The 24,568-nt window shown below is 69.5% G+C and carries 26 protein-coding genes and 1 other RNA gene; 12 read left to right on the top strand and 15 right to left on the bottom strand.

All coding sequences use genetic code 11. From position 1 onward, the window contains the following. Nucleotides 1-11: 11 nt before the first annotated feature. On the bottom strand, nucleotides 12-344 hold the full coding sequence (locus tag ACFP3H_RS20335) for a hypothetical protein (RefSeq protein WP_378608353.1): 333 nt from the start codon (nucleotides 342-344) through the stop codon (nucleotides 12-14). A 244-nt stretch (nucleotides 345-588) separates the two neighbouring features. Between ACFP3H_RS20335 and ACFP3H_RS20330 the strand changes: the two genes are divergently transcribed. After that, entirely contained in the window at nucleotides 589-954 is a 366-nt protein-coding gene (locus ACFP3H_RS20330; protein WP_378608352.1) for a hypothetical protein, read from the top strand. A 64-nt stretch (nucleotides 955-1,018) separates the two neighbouring features. On the opposite strand, the gene rnpB is transcribed toward ACFP3H_RS20330, so the two are convergent. Beyond that, an RNA gene (rnpB, locus tag ACFP3H_RS20325) (RNase P RNA component class A) lies at nucleotides 1,019-1,426 on the bottom strand. A gap of 36 nt (nucleotides 1,427-1,462) precedes the next feature. Between rnpB and ACFP3H_RS20320 the strand changes: the two genes are divergently transcribed. Then, the gene (locus tag ACFP3H_RS20320; RefSeq protein ID WP_378608350.1) at nucleotides 1,463-2,350 is read left to right on the top strand and encodes an alpha/beta hydrolase; all 888 of its coding nucleotides are present in this window, start codon (nucleotides 1,463-1,465) and stop codon (nucleotides 2,348-2,350) included. 55 nt (nucleotides 2,351-2,405) lie between these two features. Here the strand turns inward: ACFP3H_RS20320 and ACFP3H_RS20315 are convergent, their stop codons facing one another. The 3 genes from ACFP3H_RS20315 to ACFP3H_RS20305 form a co-directional block, all read right to left on the bottom strand. Next, nucleotides 2,406-3,104 carry a S1 family peptidase gene (locus ACFP3H_RS20315; RefSeq protein WP_378608349.1) on the bottom strand — a complete coding sequence of 233 codons (699 nt, stop codon included), beginning with the start codon at nucleotides 3,102-3,104 and terminating at the stop codon, nucleotides 2,406-2,408. Between the two features lie 122 nt (nucleotides 3,105-3,226). Next, nucleotides 3,227-4,483, bottom strand: coding sequence for a bifunctional RNase H/acid phosphatase (locus ACFP3H_RS20310; RefSeq protein ID WP_378608347.1), 1,257 nt, complete (start codon nucleotides 4,481-4,483; stop codon nucleotides 3,227-3,229). Nucleotides 4,484-4,499: 16 nt separating this feature from the next. Then, nucleotides 4,500-5,237, bottom strand: coding sequence for a zinc ribbon domain-containing protein (locus tag ACFP3H_RS20305; protein ID WP_378608346.1), 738 nt, complete (start codon nucleotides 5,235-5,237; stop codon nucleotides 4,500-4,502). Between the two features lie 133 nt (nucleotides 5,238-5,370). Between ACFP3H_RS20305 and ACFP3H_RS20300 the strand changes: the two genes are divergently transcribed. Continuing rightward, on the top strand, nucleotides 5,371-5,973 hold the full coding sequence (locus ACFP3H_RS20300; protein ID WP_378608344.1) for a hypothetical protein: 603 nt from the start codon (nucleotides 5,371-5,373) through the stop codon (nucleotides 5,971-5,973). A 67-nt stretch (nucleotides 5,974-6,040) separates the two neighbouring features. Here the strand turns inward: ACFP3H_RS20300 and ACFP3H_RS20295 are convergent, their stop codons facing one another. Together ACFP3H_RS20295 and ACFP3H_RS20290 are read right to left on the bottom strand one after the other, a co-directional pair. After that, nucleotides 6,041-7,156, bottom strand: coding sequence for a Nif3-like dinuclear metal center hexameric protein (locus tag ACFP3H_RS20295; protein ID WP_378608342.1), 1,116 nt, complete (start codon nucleotides 7,154-7,156; stop codon nucleotides 6,041-6,043). Between the two features lie 412 nt (nucleotides 7,157-7,568). Further along, a complete protein-coding gene (locus ACFP3H_RS20290; protein ID WP_378608341.1) occupies nucleotides 7,569-8,876 on the bottom strand; it encodes a pyridoxal phosphate-dependent aminotransferase in 1,308 nt (435 codons plus the stop codon). A gap of 44 nt (nucleotides 8,877-8,920) precedes the next feature. Here ACFP3H_RS20290 and ACFP3H_RS20285 point away from each other — a divergent pair, with 44 nt between their 5' ends. Beyond that, nucleotides 8,921-9,418: a low molecular weight protein-tyrosine-phosphatase gene (locus ACFP3H_RS20285; protein WP_378608340.1), complete on the top strand. Its 498-nt coding sequence runs from the start codon at nucleotides 8,921-8,923 to the stop codon at nucleotides 9,416-9,418. Next, complete coding sequence (locus tag ACFP3H_RS20280) at nucleotides 9,418-10,266, top strand: SURF1 family cytochrome oxidase biogenesis protein (protein ID WP_378608338.1); 849 nt, start codon at nucleotides 9,418-9,420, stop codon at nucleotides 10,264-10,266. The genes ACFP3H_RS20285 and ACFP3H_RS20280 overlap by 1 nt, the downstream gene beginning before the upstream one ends. Before the next feature lie 249 nt (nucleotides 10,267-10,515). Here ACFP3H_RS20280 and ACFP3H_RS20275 read toward each other — a convergent pair whose 3' ends face one another. Continuing rightward, complete coding sequence (locus ACFP3H_RS20275) at nucleotides 10,516-11,445, bottom strand: cobalamin biosynthesis protein (protein WP_378608337.1); 930 nt, start codon at nucleotides 11,443-11,445, stop codon at nucleotides 10,516-10,518. Between the two features lie 109 nt (nucleotides 11,446-11,554). Here ACFP3H_RS20275 and sigJ point away from each other — a divergent pair, with 109 nt between their 5' ends. The 4 genes from sigJ to ACFP3H_RS20255 all read left to right on the top strand — a co-directional run bounded on the left by sigJ (nucleotide 11,555) and on the right by ACFP3H_RS20255 (nucleotide 13,951). Beyond that, on the top strand, nucleotides 11,555-12,490 hold the full coding sequence (gene sigJ / locus ACFP3H_RS20270) for an RNA polymerase sigma factor SigJ (RefSeq protein ID WP_378608335.1): 936 nt from the start codon (nucleotides 11,555-11,557) through the stop codon (nucleotides 12,488-12,490). A gap of 24 nt (nucleotides 12,491-12,514) precedes the next feature. Beyond that, on the top strand, nucleotides 12,515-13,030 hold the full coding sequence (locus ACFP3H_RS20265; protein WP_378608334.1) for a gamma carbonic anhydrase family protein: 516 nt from the start codon (nucleotides 12,515-12,517) through the stop codon (nucleotides 13,028-13,030). A gap of 115 nt (nucleotides 13,031-13,145) precedes the next feature. Further along, nucleotides 13,146-13,334 carry a hypothetical protein gene (locus ACFP3H_RS20260; protein WP_378608332.1) on the top strand — a complete coding sequence of 63 codons (189 nt, stop codon included), beginning with the start codon at nucleotides 13,146-13,148 and terminating at the stop codon, nucleotides 13,332-13,334. A gap of 14 nt (nucleotides 13,335-13,348) precedes the next feature. Further along, nucleotides 13,349-13,951: a TetR/AcrR family transcriptional regulator gene (locus ACFP3H_RS20255; protein ID WP_378608431.1), complete on the top strand. Its 603-nt coding sequence runs from the start codon at nucleotides 13,349-13,351 to the stop codon at nucleotides 13,949-13,951. Here the strand turns inward: ACFP3H_RS20255 and ACFP3H_RS20250 are convergent. After that, nucleotides 13,928-15,829, bottom strand: a complete 1,902-nt coding sequence (locus ACFP3H_RS20250; RefSeq protein ID WP_378608331.1) for an Eco57I restriction-modification methylase domain-containing protein — start codon at nucleotides 15,827-15,829, stop codon at nucleotides 13,928-13,930. The two genes, ACFP3H_RS20255 and ACFP3H_RS20250, sit on opposite strands and share 24 nt — an antisense overlap. A gap of 122 nt (nucleotides 15,830-15,951) precedes the next feature. Here ACFP3H_RS20250 and ACFP3H_RS20245 point away from each other — a divergent pair, with 122 nt between their 5' ends. Beyond that, nucleotides 15,952-16,644, top strand: coding sequence for a nitroreductase (locus ACFP3H_RS20245; RefSeq protein ID WP_378608329.1), 693 nt, complete (start codon nucleotides 15,952-15,954; stop codon nucleotides 16,642-16,644). 68 nt (nucleotides 16,645-16,712) lie between these two features. Here the strand turns inward: ACFP3H_RS20245 and ACFP3H_RS20240 are convergent, their stop codons facing one another. Further along, a complete protein-coding gene (locus tag ACFP3H_RS20240; protein ID WP_378608327.1) occupies nucleotides 16,713-17,168 on the bottom strand; it encodes a winged helix-turn-helix transcriptional regulator in 456 nt (151 codons plus the stop codon). Nucleotides 17,169-17,288: 120 nt separating this feature from the next. On the opposite strand from ACFP3H_RS20240, the gene ACFP3H_RS20235 reads away from it, so the two are divergent. Together ACFP3H_RS20235 and ACFP3H_RS20230 are read left to right on the top strand one after the other, a co-directional pair. Further along, complete coding sequence (locus ACFP3H_RS20235; protein WP_378608326.1) at nucleotides 17,289-18,344, top strand: porin PorA family protein; 1,056 nt, start codon at nucleotides 17,289-17,291, stop codon at nucleotides 18,342-18,344. 106 nt (nucleotides 18,345-18,450) lie between these two features. Next, on the top strand, nucleotides 18,451-18,927 hold the full coding sequence (locus tag ACFP3H_RS20230; protein WP_378608430.1) for a DUF4279 domain-containing protein: 477 nt from the start codon (nucleotides 18,451-18,453) through the stop codon (nucleotides 18,925-18,927). A 44-nt stretch (nucleotides 18,928-18,971) separates the two neighbouring features. On the opposite strand, the gene ACFP3H_RS20225 is transcribed toward ACFP3H_RS20230, so the two are convergent. From ACFP3H_RS20225 to ACFP3H_RS20205, 5 genes are all read right to left on the bottom strand, one after another. After that, the gene (locus ACFP3H_RS20225; RefSeq protein ID WP_378608324.1) at nucleotides 18,972-20,417 is read right to left on the bottom strand and encodes an acyl-CoA carboxylase subunit beta; all 1,446 of its coding nucleotides are present in this window, start codon (nucleotides 20,415-20,417) and stop codon (nucleotides 18,972-18,974) included. A 125-nt stretch (nucleotides 20,418-20,542) separates the two neighbouring features. Then, nucleotides 20,543-21,799, bottom strand: coding sequence for a KasA/KasB family beta-ketoacyl-ACP synthase (locus ACFP3H_RS20220; RefSeq protein ID WP_378608323.1), 1,257 nt, complete (start codon nucleotides 21,797-21,799; stop codon nucleotides 20,543-20,545). 9 nt (nucleotides 21,800-21,808) lie between these two features. Further along, nucleotides 21,809-22,108 carry a meromycolate extension acyl carrier protein AcpM gene (gene acpM, locus ACFP3H_RS20215; RefSeq protein ID WP_378608321.1) on the bottom strand — a complete coding sequence of 100 codons (300 nt, stop codon included), beginning with the start codon at nucleotides 22,106-22,108 and terminating at the stop codon, nucleotides 21,809-21,811. Between the two features lie 80 nt (nucleotides 22,109-22,188). After that, nucleotides 22,189-23,103, bottom strand: a complete 915-nt coding sequence (locus ACFP3H_RS20210) for an ACP S-malonyltransferase (RefSeq protein WP_378608320.1) — start codon at nucleotides 23,101-23,103, stop codon at nucleotides 22,189-22,191. Nucleotides 23,104-23,230: 127 nt separating this feature from the next. Then, nucleotides 23,231-24,532, bottom strand: coding sequence for a PucR family transcriptional regulator (locus ACFP3H_RS20205; protein WP_378608428.1), 1,302 nt, complete (start codon nucleotides 24,530-24,532; stop codon nucleotides 23,231-23,233). Nucleotides 24,533-24,568: the final 36 nt, after the last annotated feature.

Raw genomic sequence — 24,568 nt, 5'->3', positions numbered from 1 at the left:
CGTAGCGAGACCTACTGCAGGGCGAGCATGGTGCCGTTGAGCTGATCGAACGGGCCGTACACGGTGAAGGTGACCCGGCCGTTGGGCACCGAGGAGGACACGACCGCCGCCGCGTCGAGCGCCTGGCCGAACGAGGCCGCCGACGGATGCGGCAGACCCGCGACCGTGAGACCGAAGCGCGACTGGGCGACCCAGGCGGTATCAGCGGGGCTGAGATCGACCTGGACCCCGCCCGCCAGCGGCGTCACCGCGACCGCGCTCGCGGTACCGGCACCCAGCGAAGCGATAACCGCGGCGGCTCCGGCGATGAGTGCACCGGCGACAATGGAACGAACTACCCGCATGTTGAATAAGACCTGCTTCCGCGATCGAATGTGTTCGGGCCCGAGGAGGTGGCAGCGAGCCCTGCCGACGGCGCCCACTCTATGACCTCGCTCACGTTCATGACGAGTTCCCGCGTATATTCATCGGTCCCGAGCAGGCGGACCAGGTGATCCGGGCGTGCTCACCGCCGCGATCCGGAATATGTCGCCTCCCGTTAACCGCACGGGCAGCGGCGTGTTTCCTGGGCCGCTACGATCCCGCTCCGTGAGTAGAACTACCGCCGCCATCGCGGCCAGCGCCACCGCCTTCGCCCTGCTTCTGACCGGTTGCGACGACGACTCCGCCGCCGCCACCGACGCCCCCGCCTCGACCACCACGACCTTCCAGATCGACGCCAGCAAGGCGGGCATGTTCGTGGTGAGCTACCGCAACGCCTTCCCGAAACTGGCCGAGGGGCGCGACGACGCCGCGGTCGCGTCGGTGCTGAACCAGTCCTGCGCCGACATCAAGTCGGGCAAGTCCGAGGCCGACACCATCGCCGCGATCGCCAAGGCCGCCAGCAACGGCGCCACCACCGCGACCACCGAAGAGGCCACGGCCGTCTACCAGATGTCCAAGCTGATGTGCTGAGCCGAGTTTCGGCGCGCGTCGCGGCGGCTCCCCGGTGGGGAGTCGCCGCTTTCGCGTTCATGGGCGGACGAGCCGGCCCGTAAGCCGGATCCTGTCCCCGATTCGCATCGGGGGGCGACCATCCATCTGGACACACCGTCGCCGGGTGCCTCGAGCGGTCCACCCGCAGGCTCGGGCGAGCAGCCCTCGAACACCTGCGCAGCCGCACCGTCACCGGTGCGACCTTCGACCTTGCTCCGGGCGGGGTTTACCTAGCCGCCCCGGTCACCCGGGGCGCTGGTGCGCTCTTACCGCACCGTTTCACCCTTACCGCACTCGCGTGCGGCGGTCTGTTCTCTGTGGCACTGTCCCGCGGGTCACCCCGGGTTGCCGTTAACAACCGCCCTGCTCTGTGGAGTCCGGACTTTCCTCGGCACCGGGCAGCGACACTGTTCGTGTCCGTTCCCGTCACCGCGGTCGCCCGGCCGACTCGTCCGCCGCTACAGAGTACTCGCTACGGTATTGACTCATGGAACGTGTCGACGTCAGTTTCCCCTCGGGTGACCAGCAGTGCGCCGCGTGGCTCTACCTGCCCGACGGTGCGCCACGGCCGCGCCCTCTGGTGATCATGGGACACGGGCTCGGGGCGACCCGCGAGATGGGTTTGGACCGGTACGCGCGCCGCTTCGTCGCGGCCGGAATGGGCGTGCTGGCCTTCGACTATCGCGGTTTCGGCGCCAGTGAGGGATCGCCGCGGCAGGTGTTGAGCATTTCGCGCCAGCGCCAGGACTGGAAGGCCGCGATCGCCTACGCGCGCAGTATCCGCGGTTTCGATGCCACGCGAATCGCGTTGTGGGGCACCTCGTTCGGCGGTGGGCATGTGCTGTCGGTGGCGCCTGACGACGACTACATCGCGGCGGTGGTGGCGCAGGTGCCGTTCACCAGCGGGTGGGCGTCGTCGATGGTGAAGGGCCCGATCAGTTTGACCAAGGTGGTCACCATCGCCGCCACCGATCTGCTGTTCGGGCCGATCCGGCGCAAGCCGATCCGGATCCGGTTGGCGGGGCGCAAGCGCGCGGCGGCGCTGATGAGCGCGGGCGATGTGCCGGAGGGTTACGGGCGCCTTGCCGAGGAGAGCGAGACCTACGAGCCCAAAGTCGGTGCGCGCATCGCCTTCTCGACCTTCTTCGATCGCCCCGGCCGGCGCGCCAAGGCGTTGAAGGTGCCGGTGTTCTACGCGATCGCCGAGAACGACACCATCGCCCCGGCGGGCCCGACCCGCAAGGCGGCCGAGCGCACCAAACACGCGGTGGTCAAGCAGTATCCGGTCGGCCACTTCGACGTGTACTTCGACGATGTCTTCGAACAGGTCGTCCGCGACCAGACCGACTTCCTGGTGTCGGTGCTTCGCCCCTGAGACGCGACGGCGCGGCACCCGATGAAAGGTGCCGCCCCCCCGTGGTTCTCGTGGCTCAGAGGGGCTGGAAGCCCGCGCCGACGCCGCCCGCGCGGTTGATCACGTCGAGGATGACGCCGATCGGCTGGAAGTAGGCGGGCGAGTGGATCGGGTTCGCGCCGTTGGTGCACGGCACGTCGAAGTCGATCGGGCCAAGGCCGGTCAGGCGGCCCTGGTTCATGCCGACCAGACGGTCGCCGACCACGACGGGTCCGCCGGAATCGCCCGGCTGCGAGCAGTACTGGTTGATCGAGGTGCCCTCGAGCTCACCCCACACCACCCCGCAGCTGCGACCGCTGGTGCGCCCGTCCGAGCACACCGTGGCGCCGGCCGCCGGCGGCTCACCGATGCCGGCCACGGTGGTCTGGCCGATGGTGCGCACCGGGACCACCTTCGACGCGTCCAGTTGCAGCACCGCGAAATCGAGGTAGTCGCCGTCGTCGGAGAAGGCGACGGTGCCGATCACGCCCGACTTGATCGCCTGCTCGGAACCGACCCGCGACCCGGTCGGCGCGCAGTGCCCCGCCGTGAGGCCGACCAGACGGCCCGCGCTGTCGTGGCCGATGGCGGTGAGCGAACAACCGGAGTTGTTGTCGAAGACGATGCCCGAACCGGCGCCGAGCACCACGCTCGGGTCGGCCGCCACGCTACCGGCGGACGCGGACAGCGCCCCCGCGATGGCCGCCCCGAAGGCCGCCACCCGTAGAAACCTCATCAAGTGCCTTTCTCGATGGTCGCGGCGAGTCCACGCGCCACCCTCGGGCGCGGGGGCGCTGTCGTGACGCCGACCGTGACCCGCGCGAACCGTACCGCGCGGAGGTGACAGGGGGCCAGTGGCTACAGGTACGAGGTGTCGTTGACCAGTCGCACCGAAGCGCCACCGTCGGGGTAGAACTCGGCCACGCACAGCGACGCCAGGTCCAGATGCAGCCGATACAGCAGCGACGGGCCGACGCCGAGGGCCAATTGCAGCAGCGTCTTGATCGGGGTCACGTGACTGACCGCCACGATGTTCTGACCCGGGTAGCGCGCCACCAGATCTCGGCGCGCCTGTTCGACGCGCTCGCGCACCTGATCGAAACTCTCGCCGCCCGGCGCCGGCACGGACGGGTCACCCAACCAGGCGGCGTGCAGGGCCGGATCCCGCTGTGCCGCTTCGGTGAAGGTGAGACCCTCCCAGTCACCGAAATCGGTTTCGATGAGGCCGTCCAGGACGCGCAGGGGTGCGCCCAGCGCGGTGGCCGCGGCCTGCGCGGTGGCTCTGGCCCGTTCGAGCGGGGAGGTGACCACGGCGGCGATATCGCCCTTGGCGGCCAGCGTCGTCGCGGCGCGGGCGGCTTGTTCGCGGCCGAGTTCGGTGAGCGGGGGGTTGCCGCGACCGGAGTAGCGGCGCTGCACCGACAGGGCGGTCTGGCCGTGGCGCAGCAGCAGTAGGCGGGTGGGTTCACCGATCGTGCCGGTCCAGCCGGGGCCGTGCGAAACCTGTTGCGCGGTAGGCGTTTCCGTGGTGCGAGCGGAAGGCGCGTCGCGAGCATCCTGCTGGGCAGCCGACTTTCGCGCCGCGTCGTCGACGCGAGCGGTGTCCGACACAGCACGGCCGACCTGGTCGTCCGCAGCCGAATCTCGCACGGCCACTTCGTCACCCGACGCATGGCCCGCCGCGACCGCCTCCCGCACCGTGCCGACCACCTCGCCGTCGTCCATCGCCTCGTTGGCCAGGCGGTCGGCGTGAGAGTTCTCCGCGCGCGGAATCCAGGTGAAACGCACCTCGTCGAACCCGGCCACCAGCGCCCGACCCTGCTCGGCCAGCGGAATCATCGAGGCGTGCTTGATCTTCCAGCGTCCTGACATCTGCTCGACGACGAGCTTGGAGTCCATCCGCACCGTGACCACCCGCGCGCCCAACTCCGCCGCCGCCGCCAAACCCGCCAGCAGACCACGGTATTCGGCCACATTGTTGGTGGCGACGCCGATGTACTCCTTGCGTTCGGCCAGCACCCGCACGTGATCGTCGGCGAACACGACCGCGCCGTACCCGGCCGGACCGGGATTGCCGCGCGAACCACCGTCGGCTTCGACGATCACCGCGCGCATCAGCGCACCGATCCGGTCACAGCCCCGATTCCTTGGTGCGCACCATGATCGCGCCGCACTCGGGGCAGCGCAGGACCGCGTCGGGCGCGGCCTTGGCGATGCGCTGGATCTCGCCGCGGTCGATCTCGATCCGGCAGGCGCCGCAGCGACGCGCTTGCAGCAGGGCCGCGCCGACGCCGTGAGCCGCGCGCTGCTTGTCGTAGACGGCGATCAGCTCGCCGGGGAACAGGCCGATCAGCTCGCCGCGGTCCTTCTCGCAGCGCTGCTGGGCCACTTCCAGATCGGCCATCGCCTCGTCGCGCAGACGTTCGGCGTCGTCGAGGTCGGCGTCGGCCTTGCTCAGCCGCGCACCGGCGTGATCGTGATCGGCGACCATGGCCTCGCGCTGTTCCATCACCGTGAGCAGCTCGTCCTCGAGCACCGAGCGACGACGCTCCAGGCTGGCGAGTTCGTGCTGGAGCTCGGAGAGCTGCTTGGCGGCGACGGTGCCCGCGGTGAGCATGCCCCGGTCGCGGTCCTCGCGCTTGCGCACGGCGTCGACCTCGCCCTCGAGCTTGCGGATGTCACGATCCAGATCGTCGATGCCGATCTCCACCGCCACGGCCGCGTCCTTGTAGCCGTTACGCTCGGCCGCCAGGCGCGCCACCTCCTGCTGCTCGGGTAGCGCCGAACGGCGATGGGCGATGCGCGTCAACTCGGCATCGACTCCTGCGAGCTGCAACAGCTTGGTCTGGACCGACGGTTCGACATTCAACGCGCACGAACTCCTGAACAGTGGATGGATGGATCGCCCAACCGTACCGCGCCGACGGGTGTGATCTCGCCATGACCCGAACACGTGCGGCGAACCAGGGAACCGAACGCGTCCGGGCCGCGTCTGATCAGGTGTGACCACATCGAATCCGAGAGTCGACCTGGTACTGCCCCTGCGACCGCACGTTCTCGACCCCAACGGCGAGGACCGCCAGCTCCAATTGACCGTGGCGGGCCCGCTGCCCCCGGTGTGTCTCGTCCACGGCCGACCCGCCACCGGGCCGAAGAACCAGCTGCTGAAGTTCTGGGGCAAGCCGGGCGCCTACCGCCAGGAGGGTTTCGGGCGCAGGCTGTTCGAACTGCCGAAAGGCGCCCTCGGCCGCATCGTGGCCGAATGCAACGAGCCGCTCGCGATCATCGGCGCGCAGTGGCCCGAGTGCGAACAGTGCGCGGTGCGCGCGGACACCCGCGTCAGGGTGCTGATCGCCTACTACATGAGCAGCCTGCTGCCGCTGTTCGTCGGCGTGGGGCTGATGGCGACCATCCCGTCGGCGTTCGCGTGGATCCTGTGCGCGGCCGGCATCGGCGTCATCGTGCTCGCGGTACTGGCGGGGTCGGTGGTGTTCGTGCGCCTGGACCGTTACCTGGTGGCGTCGCTGGCACCGGACGCGAGTTCGGTCACCGTGAGCGCCCATCCCGACTTCGCGCGGGTGTGGGCGGGTCGAGTGGAGTGGTGAGACCACTCAGCCGGCCGCCGTCCACGGGCCCCGAACCTGGGCCGGTCCGAGGCAGTGGTGAGACCGCTCAGCCGGTGACTGTCCAGGGGTCGGTGCGCAGGGTGGAGACGTGGGTTTCCACCTTGGGGAGGGCCGCGTTGACGAACCCTTCGGCCTGAGCGCACCAGGGGAATTCGGTGGCCCAGTGGGCGGCGTCGATCAGGGCGGGGCCGTTGCGGCGCAGGTGTTCGTCGACGGGGTGGTGGCGCAGGTCGGAGGTGAGGTAGGCGTCGACGCCGGCGCGGATGGCCTTGTCGAGGTAGGAGTCGCCCGCGCCGCCGCAGACCGCGACCCGCTGGATCATCCGGTCCGGGTCGCCCGCGGCGCGCACGCCCCAGACGGTGCGCGGGAGTCCGGCGCCGACGCGGGCGGTGAACTCGCGCAGGGTTTCGGGCCGCGCGAGCTCGCCGATGCGGCCGATGCCGAGCGAGGACGGCAGGGGCGCGCGTTCGGTGACGTGGTAGGCGGGTTCCTCGTAGGGGTGGGCGGCACGCAGGGCGGCGAGGACCGCCAGGCGCGAGGTCGGCGGTGAGACGACCTCGACGGCGTCCTCGGTGACGGTCTCGACGGTGCCGATCGAGCCGATGGCCGGGTTGGCGCCGACGATCGGACGGAACTGGCCGGTGCCCGAGGTGTACCAGGCGGCCTCGCGGTAGTCACCGATCGCGCCCGCGCCGGCGGTGAACAGGGCCGACATGAGCGAGGCGGTGTGGGACTGGGGGACCTGGATGACCCACTTGTCCACGGCGGCAAGGGGTTTGGGGTCCAGGGGGCCGGTGACCGTGAGCCCGACCGCCTCGGCGAGCGCGTCGGACACACCGGGATCGGCGGAATCAGCGTTGGTGTGCGCGGAGAACAGGGCGCACCCGGAGCGGATCAGCCGGTGCAGCAGAGCACCTTTGGGCGTATCGGCGGCGACCGTGTCGACCCCGCGCAGCAGCAGCGGATGGTGGACCACCAAAGCCTGTGCGCCCCAGGCGATCGCCTCGTCGACCACGGCGGCGGTCGCGTCCACGGCGAAGACCACCTTGGTGACCTCCTGCGCCGGATCACCGCAGACCAGCCCCACCGAATCCCACGATTCGGCCAGCCTCGGCGGGTACGCCGCATCGAGCACCCCGATCAGTTCGGCCAGGTCGGTCACCGCCGCCTCCTTCGTTGTGTGCGAGCTGTTGCCGTGGCGGGGATGCGGCGAATCGCTTGATCCCCTTGTCCCGCAAGCATTTCGGATGATCGCGGAGCGTAGCGGCGACCGCGATCGGCCTCAACCGCCCTAACGGTGATCCATCGGGCGGAGGTCGCCGGGTTCGATCCTGCCTCCACCGCCCGAACGGTGATCCGTCGGACGGACGTCGCCGGATTCGATCCTGCCTCCACCGCCCGAACGGTGATCCGTCGGACGGACGTCGCCGGATTCGATCCTGCCTCCACCGCCCGAACGGTGATCCGTCGGACGGACGTCGCCGGGTTCGATCCGGCCGCCACCGTCCGTGCGGTGATTCGTCGGGCGGAGGCAGCCGAGTGCGATCCACGACAGGATGTCCCGCGCGGTCGAGTCACCACAGGGCCGCGCTCATCGCGTCGATCAACCGGTCGACTTCGGCTCGGCCGCGCACCGCCAGGCGAAGATGGTCGGGCCCCAAGCCGGGGAAGGTGTCGGCGCGGCGGACGGCGATGCCTCGGTCGGCCAGGCGTTTGCGCAGCAGTGCACCGTCGGGAACGCGCACGAGCAGAAACGGTCCGGTCGCCGGAGTGTGGACATCGAGGCCGAGCGCGGTGAGTCGGTCGATCATGGCGGCCCGGTCGGTGGCGATGCGCTCGGCGTAGCGGCGGGATTCCGCGACAGCGGCCGGTTCGGCGGTCGCGATGATCGCTTCCAGTTGCAGGGTGCCCAGCGGCCAGTGCGGACGGCCGTGCGCCAGCCGGGCAAGGACTTCGGGCGCTCCGAGGGCGTACCCGCACCGCAGCCCCGCCAGCGCCCAGGTCTTGGTCAAGCTGCGGAAGACCACGATGTCGGGAGCCGAGAGCGCGGCCAGCGATTCCGGCTCACCAGCGCCGACACGGCCCGACAATGCCCGCTGCCCCTCCCCGCCTCGCGTCATCGTTTCCGCGCCCCCACCGGTCGCTCCCACCGGGCCGCGAACGACGACGCCTGCCTCCGCCGACTCGGTCGCCTCCGCCGGCTCGGTCGGCTCGCCCACCGCGGTCAGCGAACCACGATCGGCACAACTCGGCGGCGCACCGCCGACCTCTGACGCCGAGGTGGGTACCGACCCGGGTTTCGCATCGTCTTCGAACCCATCAGGCATCGCGGGCAGCCCGGCGACAGCGTCGGCGAACGCCTCGTCGACGACCACGATGCGCCCTGGGCGGCGCAGGGCCTGGATGGTCGCGGCCGGGTGCAGGATCGAGGTGGGGTTGGTGGGGTTGCCCAGGACTACCAGGTCGGCTTCGTCGGGGACCAGGGTGGGGTCGAGGGTGTACGGGCGCTCCAAGATCACGCGGGTGACCGGGACGCCTGCCTCGCGCAGGGCGAGTTCCGGTTCGGTGAAGGAGGGGTGGATGACGGCGGCGAGGCGGGGGGCCAGGCGGGGCAGCATCGCGAAGCCCTCGGCCGCGCCGGCCAGCAGCAGGACCTCGTCGGGTGCGCGGCCGTGGCGAGCCGCGACGGCCAGGCGGGCGGCGTGTTCGTCGTCGGCGCTCGGGTAGCGGCCGAGGTCGGTGAGGCGGGCGGCGAGGCGGTCGCGCAACCAGGCGGGCGGGGCGATGCCCTGGACGTTCACCGCGAAATCGAGCATGCCCGGCCGCGCCTCCACGTCGCCGTGGTGGCGCAACATCGCGGGGTCGACGGAGTCCTCGAGCACAAGTCAACACCCTACGTGGCGCCGATTCGGACCCACGGGCGACAATGGCTCCCGTGGGTCCACTTCATGTGTCGTTCATTTGCACGGGCAATATCTGCAGGTCACCGATGGCCGCGAAGATGTTCGAGGTGCACCTGTACCGAGCCGGTCTGGCGAACAAGGTGCGGGTGAGCAGCGCGGGCACCGGTTCGTGGCACGTCGGCGACCCCGCCGACCCGCGCACCGCGGCCACCCTGCGCCGCGCCGGATACCCCACCGACCACGTCGCGGCGACCTTCGGCCCCGAGCACAGCGACGCCGACCTGATCATCGCCCTGGACACCGGCCACGACCGTGAACTGGCCCGACGCGGCGTCACCGCCGAGCAGCGCCGACTCCTGCGCAGCTTCGACCCCACCGCCGACGGCCCCGACGTGCCCGACCCCTACTACGGCGACCAGTCCGATTTCGAGCTCGTCCGCGACCAGATCGAGGCCGCCGTTCCGGGCCTGCTCGACTGGGTCCGCGCCGAACTCGACGCCCGCGCCGACGTGCCACGCTGATGCGCAAGCTCACCTTCCTGCTGCGCCCGAGCTGGCTGATCCTCGCGCTCGTCGTCGGCGCCTTCGCCTCCCTGTGCTTCACCGTGCTCGCCCCCTGGCAGCTCGGCAAGAACAACAGCACCGAGCACCGCAACCAGCTGATCGCCGATTCCGTGCGCGCCGACCCGGTCCCGGTGACCGAGGCCCTCGACGGCACCGATCCCCCCACCGAGTGGCGTCGCGTCACCGCGACCGGCGCCTTCGTCCCCGAGTCGACCGTCCTGGTCCGCCTGCGCCACCTCGACGGCGCCCCCGGCTACGCGGTCCTGGCCGCCTTCCGCCTCGACGACGGCCGCACCCTGCTGGTCGACCGCGGCCTGGTCGCCGCCGTCGACGGCACCCGCCCGCCGACGATCGCCGACCCGCCCACGGGCTCCCAGCGCATCGAAGCCCGCGTCCGGGCCTCGGAGGGCATCGTCCCCGACAAGGCCCCGAGCACCCAGGACGGCTACCGCCAGGTCTACAGCGTCGACACCACCCAGGAATCCACCGTCCTCGGCACCGCTCTCACGCCCATTCCCACCGGCACCGACCGCGGCGGCTACCTCCAACTGGCCGCCGACCAACCCGGCGCCTTCACCCCCGTCCCCCTCCCCCAACTCGACGCGGGCCCCTACCTCTCCTACGGCCTCCAATGGCTCGCCTTCGGCCTCATGGCCCCCCTCGGCCTGGGCTATTTCGTCGTAGCCGAACTCCGCGCCCGCCGCCGCGAGAAGGCCGAAACCCCCGACCCCACCCCCGCGACCACGACCCCGCCCGCACCCACCACCGAATCCCGCCTGGCCGACAGGTACGGCCGCAACCACTGATCGGACTCGGCGCGAGCTCGCCTCCCGCCCTCTTCGCGTCCACATCTGACCCGCACGAGGACATGGCGGTGTCGGTGTCGGCCGCGTTCACCGACGCCGCGACCACCCCCGAGTCCGGCGGAGCGCCACGCGCAGCGTCCCGCTCCCGACGCGGGGATACGCGACCGAATCCACCTCGCTACCGGCGACGAATCGGCGCGACCCGAGCCTGCCGACGACACGCTCACACCGACGCCCGTCCGGGCGGAACTATCGCCGGTATCGGATCGCCGCGACAGCGCCGGTCACAACCAGCGCGCCGACCTGCACGATCGCGGACATCCGCACCGCCCGCCGCAGATCCACCGAGGTCGGTGCGGGACCGTCGCCGAGGGTCGGACGCAACTCGACCCCGTGCCGGTACTGAGTGCGGCCGCCGAGTCCGATCCCTAGTGCCCCGGCCATCGAGGCTTCGACGACTCCGGCGTTGGGGCTCGGGTGCTTGGCCGCGTCCCGCCGCCAGGCCCGCATCGCGCCGCTCGGACTCCCACCCACGAGGGGGGCCAGTGCGATCGTGAGCGCCCCGGTGAGCCGAGCGGGGGCGAGGTTGGCGAGGTCGTCGGTGCGGGCGGCGGCCCAGCCGAAGCGTTCGTAGCGGCTGTTGCGGTAGCCGATCATCGCGTCGAGGGTGTTGACGGCGCGGTAGCCGAGCAGGCCGGGGACGCCCGCGACGGCCCCCCACAGCAGGGGGGCGACCGTGGCGTCGGAGGTGTTCTCGGCGATGGATTCGAGGGCGGCGCGGGTGAGGCCGTCGGCGTCGAGGACCGAGGGGTCGCGACCGCACAGTGAGGGCAGCAGCTCGCGAGCGCCCGTGAGATCACCGGCGTCGAGGCGGTCGGCCATGGCGTGTCCGGCGCGGACGAGACTGCGACCACCCAGCGCGGTCCAGGTCGCCAACGCGGTCACCACCACCCGGCCCCCCGCCCGGCCCGCCAGCGCACCGATCCCCACGACCGACCCGACCGCGATCACCTGGTGCACCACCCCGGCCCGCCGATCGTCGGCATAGGTCGTCTTCTCCAAAGCCGCTGCCGCCGTGCCGAATCCGGCCACCGGGTGCCAACGACGCGGATCGGCGAAAATCCGATCGAGCACGAAGCCCAGCGTCAGTCCGAGCGCCGTCGAGGTCGATTTTCGCACCGGCCGAGCGTAGCGGTCACCGGGAATGTCACACTCGCGGCAGGTGGTTCGTCATCACGGTGACGGCACTTCGCCGGGACCGCACAGCACCGACCGAACGGCACCGACCATGACCTCATCGCAGCCCCTCGACCAGGCCGAACTGGCCCGCCGGTTCGAGGAACACCGCCCCTACCTGCGGCGGCTGGCCTACAGCACGCTGGGCAGCATCGCCGACGCCGAAGACGTGGTGCAGGAGGCGTGGCTGCGGCTGCAACGCCAGTTCGAGGCGGGTCGGGCCGCCGAGATCGACAACCTGCGCGCCTGGCTCACCACCGTCACCGGTCGAATCGCCCTGGACCAACTCGGGTCCGCGCGGGCCCGCCGCGAGCAGTACGTGGGCGAATGGCTGCCGGAACCGGAGGTCACTTCCTGGGACGACCCGGCCGACCGCATCTCCCAGGACGAGCGCGTCACCACCGCCCTGCTGATCGTGCTCGAATCCCTCTCCCCCGCCGAGCGCACCGCGTTCGTGCTGCAAGACGTGTTCGGCATGACCGGACCGGAGGTCGCCGAGGTGGTGGGTCGCACCCCGGCCGCCGTGCGCCAACTCGCCTCCCGCGCCCGCAAACACGTCGAGAACGGCACCCCACGTTTCCCGGCCTCACCGGCCGAACAGGAGCGGGTCGTCTCGGCTTTCGCCCTGGCCTGGCGCTCCGGTGATCTGAGCTCGCTACTCGGCGTCCTCGACGAGAACGTGGTCCTCACCGCCGACGGCGGCGGCAAGGTGCCCGCCATCCGCAAGCCGGTGCGCGGCGCCGAACTCATCGCCAAGATGCTGCTCGGCTGGTACCACGCGCCCTCGGCCGCGGGCGGCTGGGGACGGGCGGTGCTGGTCAACGGCATGCCGGGGCTGGTGGTGTTCGACGGGACCAACACCGGTGTCTTCGCGTTCGTCATCGACGCGGGCCGCGTCGTCGCGATCAACGTCGTGCGCAACCCGGAGAAACTGCGCGACCTGCCCACCGAAGGCACCCCGGACTGGTACCTCGGCGGCGGCGCGTAGGCGGTACGGCGTAATAATCAGCTCATGATCATCAAGGTGAGCGGCTTCACGCCCGAGATCGACGACAGCGCCTGGGTCGCGCCGAACGCGACCGTCATCGGCCGGGTGCGGCTGGGCGCCGAGGTCGGCATCTGGTACTCGGCGGTGCTGCGCGGCGATCTCGAGCAGATCAGCATCGGCGCGCGCACCAATATCCAGGACGGCTGCGTGCTACACGCCGACCCCGGCTTCGCGCTCACCGTCGGCAGCGGCGTCTCGGTGGGCCACAACGCGATCCTGCACGGCTGCACCATCGGCGACGATGTGCTGGTCGGCATGGGCGCGACGGTGCTCAACGGCGCCGTGATCGGCGCGGGCAGCCTGATCGCGGCCAACGCGCTGATCCCCGAGGGCGCCCAGATTCCGCCCGGCTCGCTGGTGGCCGGCGTGCCCGGCAAGGTGCGTCGCGAACTCACCGAGGCCCAGCAGGACGGGATCAAGCTCAACGCGGCGGTGTATCTGCACAACCTGAGCACCCACCGGGACGCCGAGGTGTTGTGACCCGTCACACTGAGCAAACGACCAGTAGGGATTCCTGATAGCATTTGCCCTGCGTACTGCGCCCGATCACCAGAGTGACGATCGGCACCGGGTACGCGAGGCAGGAGGTATCACGGTGGCCTACGTGCATTCCGGTGTACACCACGCGGCGGGGCGGCTCAGCGTGGCCGATATCGCGGCGCAGCCCGGCGGGATCGAGGCACTACAATCCCGCGTTCACGAACTCCGTTCTCGCGGGATACATTTCGCGGCCAATGCGATCGAGCAGGAGATGGCCGCGTTGGATCTTTCCGCACAGGGATAATGGGCCTCGTGCCCATGCCTACCGTCTCGTCGTTCCTCGCGCGGATCCAGGAGAAACCCGGAACCGACGGGGAACAGATCCTCGACAGCGCGCTGTCGGCGTTTCTGGACTTCGGGATCAAACGCACCAGCATGGGCGAGATCGCGCGGCGTGCCGGCATCAGCCCCGCCACCCTGTATCGCCGCTACGAATCCAAGAACGACCTGGTCGAAGCCGTCGGCGTGCGCGAGGCGCAACGCTACGTGATCGATATCGACGAGCGGGTGCGCGCGGTCACCGAACCCGACGAGCAGCTGGTGGAGATCTTCGTCGCCTTCGTCACCACCATCGCGGGCAACGAACTGCTGCGCCGCCTGCTCGCCACCGAACCCGATGCCATTCTGCCGCGCCTGACCACCGAGGCCGGGCCCATCCTCGCCGTCGGCCGCGGCTACCTGGCCGAGAAACTCCGCGAACTGCGCATGCCCGATTTCGACCCCGATCTGGTGGCCGAGGTCATGGCGCGGCTGGCCCTGTCCCTGGCGCTGACCCCCGACGGACTCATCCCCCTCGACGACGCCGACGCGGGCCGCGATTTCGCCCGCCGCACCCTGCTACCGATGGTCGGCATCCGCTGACACCCCGAACGCCGCCGCCACCGCCTCCTCGACGCCCGACTCCCGCACCGACACACCGTCTTCCACCAGCGCCCGAACCCTGCTGACGACTTCCCGCGCCGCCGCACAGCCAGGATCCGGCAGGGGTAATCGCGCCACGTACTGGGTGATCCACCGCCGTCGCCCCGAATACAGCCGGTTGCCACACACCGCGTCGTAGAACCGCAGCCCGAGCGCCGAATTCGCCACGCCCATCAGCAGATACGCCAGATCGGTGGCCGCATCGCCGAGGTCGGTGAGCGAGATCCAGTAGCAGTCGCCGTTCACCACCGCGCCCGAGCGATCCAGGGCGAAGCGGGGTCGCTCGCTGATATCGGGGAACACCACCTTCGGTGCCCGCCACAGGTGCGGACGCTGCGGCACCCAGATCTCGAACCACTCGCGACCGCCGTCGAGCACATAGCGTCGGCCCGACAGCGCCTGTTCGTGTGAGCGCAGATATTCTGCCGCGCAAGGGAATTCGTCGAGGTCGATCGTGGTCCGGCGCGGCTCGGACAAGTCGTAGGGATACAGCACCCGCGTGCCGCGCGCCATCGCGACCCGCCACGGTTGCAGATCGTGGTGAGTGATCAACGCCCGCAACAGTTCCGGCTCCGGGCACGGCTGCTTCTGCTCCCACCGATCCGAGATGAACACCCGATCCGCCGTCGTCTTGATCCCCACCCGAATCCGCCCCGCCTCCCCGAACGACCGCCAGGTGCGCTCGGAAATCCGACCCAGCCAGCGATCGACCCCGGGCCGCGACATCCGCCACGCGTCCTCCCCCCGCCGCCCCAGCGTGTTCCCCGCCGAGCCACCCACCCGCACCACTCCCCCGCCGATCACCGCCCTTCCCGCCGACCCCTCCACCGACCCTGTTCCCGCTGAGACCCCCATCGCGGCTCTCCCCGCTGAGCCACTCCTGGAAACTTCGGCCTCCTCTTCCGACGACCCCACTCCGGGCCCTCTCCCCTCACGTACCGCCCCCTCTCCCAGCGAGTCGTGGGTAGATACCTCGTGCCCACCTACCCGGTCCCCCGTCACCAGAACACCCACCTCCACCGCGAACACCCGCGCACCGACCCCCACGCGACAGCCCGAATCCCCGGCCAACGCATCGAACAGCGCAGTGGCACAGTCCGCTTCGACCCCCACCTCCTCGTACGCCGACACATACCGACACTGCGGCGGCCCGGTCGCCCGCAGCGCGATGGTGATCGCGGGCAGCACCGCGGCGGCGAAGAGTTTGGTGTCACCGAGGTCGTAGAGCTCCACCGGCGTCAGGTCCTCGGTGAGGATCCGCCGCAGATTCGCCCCGGCCCTGGTGGTGAGAAACCGGTTGGCGCACAGCAACCCGAGCACCCCGTCGCGCGCGAGCAGCCGCGGCGCGATCGCCACGAACGGATGCGTGAGGTCGATGCGCCCCCGCAGCCCGAACTGCCTGCTCAACACCTGCGCGGTGGCGCCGCCGAGCTGCTGGGTCCGCACATACGGCGGGTTGCTGATGATCAGGTCGAACGAGGAATCCGCGAGTTCCTCGGCTTCGGCGAGGAAATCCCCCGCTCGACAGTCGATCTCGACACCGAGCGCCGCCGCCCGACCGGCGGTGAGATCGAGCGCCTGGCGATCCAGGTCGTAGCCGGTGAGCCGCACCGTGATCCCCGGCGCGCTCGCCGCGAGCTCGCGATGCACGGCCAGCAGCAGTTCGCCGTCCCCGCATGCCGGGTCGAGCACCCGCAGCTCACCGGCGCGCGGCGCGTACCGCAGCGCCCGACGCGCCAGGAACCGCGCGAGCTCCGGGGGCGTGTAGTGCCTGCCGTGCCGTTTGCGCTCCTGCGCGTCACGGGCCTGCAAAGCCATGCGTCGATTGTGCCCCGAAATCGGGTCGGCGCACCGTAGGCGCGAAGGGTTCCCCGGTGTCGACCCGCCTGCTAAATTAGTCTCAAAATGAGACCAGTTTCCGCAACCGAGGGAGCCGCGCGATGGCGCAGACCGACCACGACACCGGCGATTTCGCCACCCTCCAACGCCTGGCCGACGACCGCTGGACCTGCCGGCAGTTCACCCCCGAACAGGTCGACCGCGCCACCATCGAACAGCTCCTCACCCTGGCCCAACGCACCCCGTCGTGGTGCAACACCCAGCCGTGGCAGGTCGTGATCACCTCCGGCGAGGGCACCGACCGCTTCCGCAAGGAACTCCTGGCCCACATCCAAACCTCGGGCAGCACACCGGATTTCGACTTCCCCGCCGCCTACGAGGGTGTCTACCGTGACCGCCGCCGCGCCTGCGGTTTCCAGCTCTACGACAGCGTCGGCATCGCCAAGGGCGACCACGAGAAGACCATGCGCCAGATGGTGCGCAACTTCGAACTCTTCGACGCCCCCCACGTCGCCATCGTCACCTCCGAGGCCGACCTCGGCATCTACGGCGCCATCGACTGCGGCCTCTGGCTCGAGAGTTTCCTCCTCGGCGCCCAAGCCCTCGGCCTGGGCGCCGCCCCCCAAGCCGCCCTGGCCTCCTACTCCCCCTTCCTGCGCGACTACTTCGCCATCCCCGACACCCGCAAGGTCGTGTTCGGCGTCTCCTTCGGCCACCCCGACCCCACCCACCCGATCAACACCTTCCGCACCGCCCGAGCCCCCCTCCAAGACCAGATCACCTGGCACTCCTGACCCCGATCAAGATCACCACGCTCTGGTGACCGCAGATCACCTCCGATCCGGACACCACAGCGTGGTGATCAACTGTCCAGCGTGATGCCGGGGCCTGGTTCGGGGGTGATGTCGCGGGCGGTGACCTCGGCTGCGCAGGTGTCGCAGGTGAGGTGGGTGTGGGCCTCGCCGGTGCAGTCGCGGTGGCGGTAGTGCACGGGTGGGCCGTCGGGGGCCAGGTAGGTGTCGCCCCAGTCGCGGATCGCCATCAGGATCGGGTAGATGGCGTGGCCCTTCTCGGTGAGGCGGTACTCCTCGTAGGCGCCGTCCGCGGCGGGGCGCTTCACCAGGATCTCGTGCTCGATCAGCCGGTCGAGCCGGTCGCGCAGGCGGCTGCGCGAGATGCCGAGGGCACTCTGGAACGCGTTGAATCGCCGCACCCCGGCGAAGCTGTACTTGAGGATCAGCAGGGTCCAGCGATCACCGAAGATCACCAGCGGCCGCGTGATCGAACACGGGACGTCGGCGAGTTCCTCATAGCGCACCTCGCCATTATGCGCGGCGATGTGCCCGATTCCGCCACACCCGCACTGGAACATGTTTCAATTCCGAAGCCGACGGAGTGATCGGACGGTGCAGTGCAAGCGGATCCAAGGAGCTCGACCGTGTCTGTTCAATTATCGCGTTTCAGGAAGTCAGCGCTGGTATTCGCGCTGTTGGGGGCTGTGCTCGTCATCGGGGCGGTGGTGCTGCGATTCGTGATCGTGCCCTCGTCGATGAAGCTGCCCGCGGACCTGAACTCCTTCCAGAAATACGCGGGAACAACCCAGGCTTTGAACGGCCAAGCTCTCGCCGCAGGCGATCTCGCCAACCTGCTCACCCCGGCGCTGCCGATCACCGCCGATACCGGCGTGGTGGTCAACGCGGTCGACGGTGACACCGCGATCGTCACCAGGTCCGCCGCCATCACGATGCCCGACGGCAGCATCCAGAACGACGTGCACACCTACGCGGTGAGCCGGGTGGACTACGGCGCCGTGGCGCTCAGCGACGCCCAGCGGGACGCGCTGGTCCCCGCCGCGCAGCGCCCCGACTTCGAAGCGCACTCGGGCCTGGTCTTCACCTGGCCGATGAACCCGCCCAAGGACGGCACCATGCTGTACGACTCGGTCGCCGGTGTCGCCCAGCCCGCCACCTTCGTCGACGAGGGCGATCTCGAGGGACGCCACGTGTACAACTATCACGTCGAGGGCGTCGGCCCCGTCGCCGACCAGGCCGTGCTGAGCAAGTTCACCGCGTTCCCCGCACAGCTGCCCAAGATGCTGATCGCTGGCATGCTGCAGGCCGGCGTCGTGCCCGAACAGTCGCGCGCCACCCTGGCCGCCGCGCTGCCGACCCTGCCCGACATGCTCGACCTCGGCTTCGCCACCACCAACGATGTCCGCGGCGCCATCGACACCCAGTTCGGCGCGCCGCTGCGGGTCGAACAGACCCAGGGCATCTACGCGACCGTCGCGGTCGACGGCAAGGACGTCCCGACCGTCCCGCTCTCGATCACCACCCTGCGCACCACCGACCCCGAAGTCACCACCACCGCGAACAAACTCGCCGAAAACGCGACCACCCTGTCGCTCATGAACGTATGGGTCCCCCTGACCCTGCTAGCCCTCGGCCTCGCCCTCATCGGCCTCGCCACCACCCGCCGCAACCCCACCCCCTGACCGAACCCCGCCAGACGAACATCGGCCCCGGGACGAATTCCCGGGGCCGAAAGTCCCCCGAAACCCGGCTGACAAGCCGACAGATCCGTGGTGGGATCTCGCGGTGATGAAGATCCGTCAGTATTCCTATTTCGCGTTGCACAGCGAAACGATGTCAGCGCTCGAGATGGCTGCCCTGCTACCGATGGATCCCGACGAAACCTCAGTGCTGGGAAGCAAATCCGCGCAGCACCGCATTCCCCGGAACCACAGTTGGAAAATCGTCAGGCGTAGTGCCGAAAGTATCGATGACCAGATCGAGCACCTGATCGCACGGGTGACACCTATTCTTCCCCAGTTGATTTCACTGACACAGCGGCCGGATGTGCGCGCGGGTATGCAGGTCGTGCGCATCTACAACGACTCGGAGGGTGTGCACGGAGCACCCGACGGAACGCTCTGGTCAGAGGCCCGCACCTGGCCTCGCCCACTGGGATGGCACCTCTCGCTGCCAGTCCTCGAATTCCTGGTCGCGACCGGCGCGGAACTCGACATCGACGAATACGACTGGACCGACAGCGAAACGGCCGCTGCCACTTCCTGAATTCGGGAAGAGGCAACGGCCGCCGAGCGTCTACCGCGTTCAGCTCACAGGGGGATGTTCTTGTGGTGGCTGCGGCGGGCCGGGGCCGCGGCCAGGGCGGCGGCGATGGTGCTGCGGGTTTTGGCGGGGTCGATGACCTCGTCGACGACGCCGATGGCGACCGCGCGTTCGACGCCGCCGGCGATCTGCTCGTGTTCGGCGGTGAGGCGTTCGTGCAGGGCCTCGCGCTCGGACTCGGGCGCGGCGGCGAGGGCCTTCTTGTGCAGGATGCCGACGGCGGCCTTGGCGCCCATGACCGCGACCTCGGAGCCGGGCCAGGCGTAGACGGCGGTGGCGCCGAGCGCGCGGGCGTTCATGGCGATGTAGGCGCCGCCGTAGATCTTGCGGGTCACCAGGGTGACGCGCGGAACCCGGGCCTCGGCGAACGCGTGCAGCAGCTTCGCGCCGCGACGGACCACGCCCTCGAGTTCCTGACCGACACCGGGCAGGTACCCGGGCACGTCGGTGACCACGATCAGCGGGATCCCGAACGCGTCGCACAGGCGCACGAAACGTGCTGCCTTCTCGGCACTTTCGGAGTTGAGGCAACCGCCGAGGCGCAGCGGGTTGTTGGCCAGGATGCCGACGGTGCGACCGCCGAGCCGACCCAGACCGGTCACCATGCTGCGGGCGTAACCACCCTGCAGTTCCTCGAACGAGGACTCGGTGTCGCCGTCGGGCGACTCCACGTTGTCGAGCAGCTCGTGGATGATCGGCTTCACGTCGTAGGCGCGCTTGGCCGATTCCGGCAGCATCGCCTTGAGGTCGACGTCGCCGTGCTCGGCCGCGACCAGGTCGAACTCGCCCTGCTCGGCGAACATCGAGACCAGGCGGCGCGCGCGGTGCAGCGCGTCGGCCTCGTCGTCGGCGGCGATATGGCACACGCCGGACTTCTTGAAGTGGGTGGTGGGACCGCCAAGGGTCGCCATGTCGACGTTCTCGCCGGTGACCGAGCGCACGACATCGGGCCCGGTGACGAACACGCGGCCCTCCGGCGCCATGATCACCACATCGGTCAGCGCGGGCCCGTAGGCGGCGCCACCGGCGGCGAAACCGAGCACGACCGAGATCTGCGGAACCAGACCGGACGCGCGGACCATGGCCTCGAAGACCAGCCCGACCGCGTGCAGCGCCTCGACACCCTCGGCCAGGCGAGCGCCGCCGGAGTGCCACAGGCCGACCACGGGAACGCCGGATTCGATGGCGGTGTCGATCGCGTCGACGATGTGCTTGCAGCCCTCGACTCCCATCGCGCCACCCATGATGGTCGCGTCGGAGCAGTAGGCCACGGTGCGGACCCCGTCGACCTCGCCGATCGCGGCGAGCACGCCGGAGCGGTCGCGCGGATGCAGCGGCAGGACGGTGCCGGGGTCGAAGAAACGTTGGAGCCGACCCAGTGGGTCGCGCGGATCGGTGGTGGTGTCTTGAAACGCGGGAGCAATGATGGTCATCGCGCTCACTCCTTCGCAAAAAAGATCTGCCGCGGGGGCGGCTGCTGTGGCGAACCGCCGGTGGGAGTCGAACCATTCAGTTGGCACGACCCCCACCGGGGATCGGAATGCAGTCGATGCGGCTGTTACGCCCGACCGAAGGCGAGCGCCACGTTGTGCCCGCCGAAACCGAAGGAATTGTTGATCGCGTACTCGATTTCCTGGCGACGGGCTTCCCCGTGCACCACATCGAGGTCGATCGCCGGATCCTGGTTGTCCAGATTCAGCGTCGGCGGGACGATGCCGTCCCGGATCGCCAGCACCGTGAGGATCGACTCGAGGGCACCGACGGCGCCGATCGAGTGACCAAGTGCCGACTTCGGCGCGTACACCGAGGCGTGCTTGCCGATCGCCTTGTAGATCGCGTTCGCCTCGGCGGTGTCACCGATGGGAGTCGCGGTCGCGTGGGCGTTGATGTGAGTGATGTCGGCCTTGGTCAGCCCGGCGGTCTGGATCGCGCGGGTCATCGCCCTGGCCGCGCCGGTGCCCTCGGGATCGGGCGCCACCAGGTGGAACCCGTCGGAGGTGATACCGGCACCGAGCAGGCGGGCGTGGATGGTGGCCCCGCGTGCCTTGGCGTGCTCCTCGGTCTCGATGACCATGAGCGCGCCGGCCTCGCCGAAGACGAACCCGTCACGATCCTTGTCGAAGGGACGCGAGGCGCCCTTCGGATCGTCGTTGCGGGTGCTCATCGCGCGCATCATGGAGAACGCCGCGATCGGCACCGAGTCGATGAAGCCCTCGACGCCACCGGTGACGACGATGTCGGCGTCACCCATCACGATCATCCGCCACGCGTTGGCGATGGCTTCCGAACCCGACGAGCACGCCGAGACCGGAGTGACCACTCCCGCCCTGGCCTTCAGCTCGAGACCGACGACCGCCGACGGACCGTTCGGCATGACCATCTGAACAGCCAGCGGCGAGATCTTGCGATAGCCGCCGTTCTTCAGCTTGTCGACCGAGTCGATCAGGGCGTCGCCGCCGCCGAGTCCGGTGCCGATCGCGACGCCGAGACGGTCGTTGTCGACCTCCGGGCTGCCCGCGTTCTTCCACACCTCACGACCGAGCACGGTCGCCAGGCGCTCGACATACGCCATCCGGCGGATCTCGACCCGGCTCAACAGGGTGTCGGGGCTGACCTTCAGGTGACCGCCGATTCGCACCGGCAGGTCGTATTCCTCGATGAAGGAATCCTCGAGAACGTCGATTCCGCTCTCACCGTTGAGGAGTCCCTTCCACGTCGCATCGACGTCACCAGCGATCGACGTGGTCGCCGCCATCGACGTGACGACGACGTTGGGGAAGTTCCCGTTCAAAGTGCTGGGAGCAGGAGTGGTCAAAGTTCGGCCCTACTCGCCGTCGAACTTGGCCTTGAGCTCCGCGGCGGCGTCGGAGTTCTCCGCCTCGAGCTTCTGGATGTAGGAGACAGCGTCGCCCACGGTCTTCAGGCTGGCCAGATCCTCGTCGGGGATCTTGACGCCGTACTTGTCCTCGGTCTGCACAGCGATCTCGACCATGGACAGCGAGTCGATGTCCAGGTCGTCGACGAAGGACTTCTCGACGGTCACCTCGGAGGGTTCGATACCCGTAACCTCTTCGATGATCTTGCCGAGTTCTTCGACGATCTGTTCCTGGGTCAGAGCGGCCACTTTGGTGGCTCCCTTCTTGTTTCTATTTGTAGGGTCGGCAACGGTCGCCCACTTCGTCGTGCGCGGCCGCCGGGGGAAAGCTAGCCCGCAGTGGTCAGGGTGACCAACGCGGGGAGGTCTTCGGGGGTCTTGAGGGCCAGATTGGGCGTGCCCTTCAGTTCCCGCTTGGCGATGCCGACGAGCGTGCCCGCCGGCGGCAATTCGACCACGGCCGCCACGGCCGCGGCGCGGATGGTCTCGGTGCACAGGTCCCACCGCACGGGGCGGGTGACCTGGGCGGCCAGCTTGGCGATCGCGTCGGCGCCCGAGGTGACCGGCTGCCCGTCGAAGTTCGACAGCAGCGTGCGGATCGGGTCGCTGGGCGAGATCGCGGCGATGGCGTCGGCGACAGCTTCCTGTGCCGGAGCCATGTAGGCGGTGTGGAACGCGCCCGCGACGGGCAGCGCGCGGACCCGCGCCTTCTCCGGCGGGTTCGCGGCGAGCTCGGCCAGGGCGTCCAGTGCGCCCGCCGCCACGATCTGACCGACCGCGTTGCGGTTGGCCGGAACGAGATCGAGTTCGGCGAGGCGCGCGAGCACGGCGGCCTCGTCGCCCCCGAGCACCGCGGACATGCCGGTCGGTTCCAACGCACACGCCTTGGCCATTTCCCGGCCGCGGATGGCGGCGAGGGCGACGGCCTCGTCGGCGGTGATGACACCGGCGACAGCGGCGGCGGCGAATTCACCGACCGAGTGTCCGGCGACGACTGTATCCGCCGGGAACGCCTCGGGGGCGATTTCGGCGAACGCGAGCAGTGCGGCGGCGACCACGAGCGGCTGTGTCACCGCGGTGTCGACGATCTCCTCGGCCGTCGCGGTGGTACCGAGACGAACCAGATCCAGGCCTGCGGCCTTGGACCAGAGCTCGAGGCGATCAGTCGCACCGGGAAGTGCGAGCCACGGCGTGAGCATGCCGGGTGTCTGGGACCCCTGTCCAGGGGTGAGCAACGCGATCACCCCTTAAGACAACACTGTGACCCCCGCCGCACGAGATGTCGGCGCGAATGAAGCTTGTCGATCGCTTTTGTAGGGGTCCCACAAAATCCGAGGTGGGGTGTCCCGATCGACCGATTCGCCAATCCCGTTACACGGGGTCGTTGGCCAATGGGACGGATGGTTCTTCTGGGGCAGGAGGAGACGATTCGTTATGCGTTCGTGTCAATCGTCCCACTGTGGCTGCGATCCGGAGCACATACGCGTCCCGAGGATTCATCGGATCACGCCCGGTGACCTCACCGATTCGTTTGAGTCGGTACCGAACGGTATTTGGATGGACGTACAGCTGCCGAGCGCAAGTTTCTACCGCTCCGCCACAATCCAGGTAGGCGTCGAGTGTGTCGGATAACGAAGATCCGGCAGCAGCCAACGGGAGCACAAGATACTCGTTCAGCGCCTCTATCGCAGCTCTATCGCCCAGCAACGCCCGTTCCGGTAACAACTCCGCGGCGTGAACCGGCCTTGGCGCGCCCCGCCAGCCCACGACGGCCTCCATGCCCGCCAGCGCCTCGATGGCCGAGGCGTGCGCGGCGCCGAGGGTGCGCATGGTCGGGCCGATCACCACCGGGCCGTCGGAGAACACCTCGGCCAGCAGATCGGTGAGGAACGGCGAGCCGATGCCCGAGTCCCCCAGATTCCCGCTGACCACCATCACCAGCCGCGCGCCCTGCACCACGGCCAGCGCGGCCCTGCCGTGTTTGGTCGCGATGGTGTGCACCGCGCCGACCGTGGACACGCCCTGGTCCTGCGGGGGTGTCCCGACCAGCACGGTGGCGGGCGCGGTGGCGTCCCAGTTCAACGTGGCGGCCCGGGAGAGCATGTCGGGCCCGGTATCGCCCCGGACCACCGCGTCGACCACCAGGGCCTCCAGGCGGGTATCCCAGGCGCCGCGCGACTCGGCCGCGCTGGCGTACACCGAGGCGGCCGCGAAACCGAGCTCTCGCCCGTATCGCAGCACCGCCTCGGTGAGCGCCACCAGTTGCCGATCGTTGCGCGCGAGCGCGGGCAGCCACTGTTCGAAGAAGTCCATGGCCACCCGCACCATGTCCACGGTCTGGCGCAGCGTGAGCCGCCGCGCCAGATCCTGCGGAATCACCTGGAACGCGTCCAGGCTGAAGCGGATATCGGAATCGGGATCCTGCAACCACTCCAGGAAGTTCACGACCGCCGTCTGCACCAGCATCTGCACGCCCGCGCGCTGCGCGGCGTCCAGATCGGCGAAGAACGGCAGCCGATCCTGCATCGACCCCACCGCCTCGGTGGACAGTCGCCCCGAGAACTGTTTGACCCGCTTGAGCAGCGTGTCGGGCAGCGGATCACGGGTCTGCCGGTTCGGGGACAGTGCCCCCGTCGGCAGATAGACCTCGTGCTCGCTGGTGCCCTCGGTGATCCGACGGGGCCGCGGCGGTTTGCGCTCCACAGTCCA

It is taken from the genome of Nocardia lasii (genome assembly GCF_042658545.1).
Classification (GTDB): Bacteria; Actinomycetota; Actinomycetes; order Mycobacteriales; family Mycobacteriaceae; genus Nocardia; species Nocardia lasii.
The sequence above is the reverse complement of the archived record's forward strand: the minus strand, read 5'-3'. Positions and strand labels throughout refer to the sequence as shown.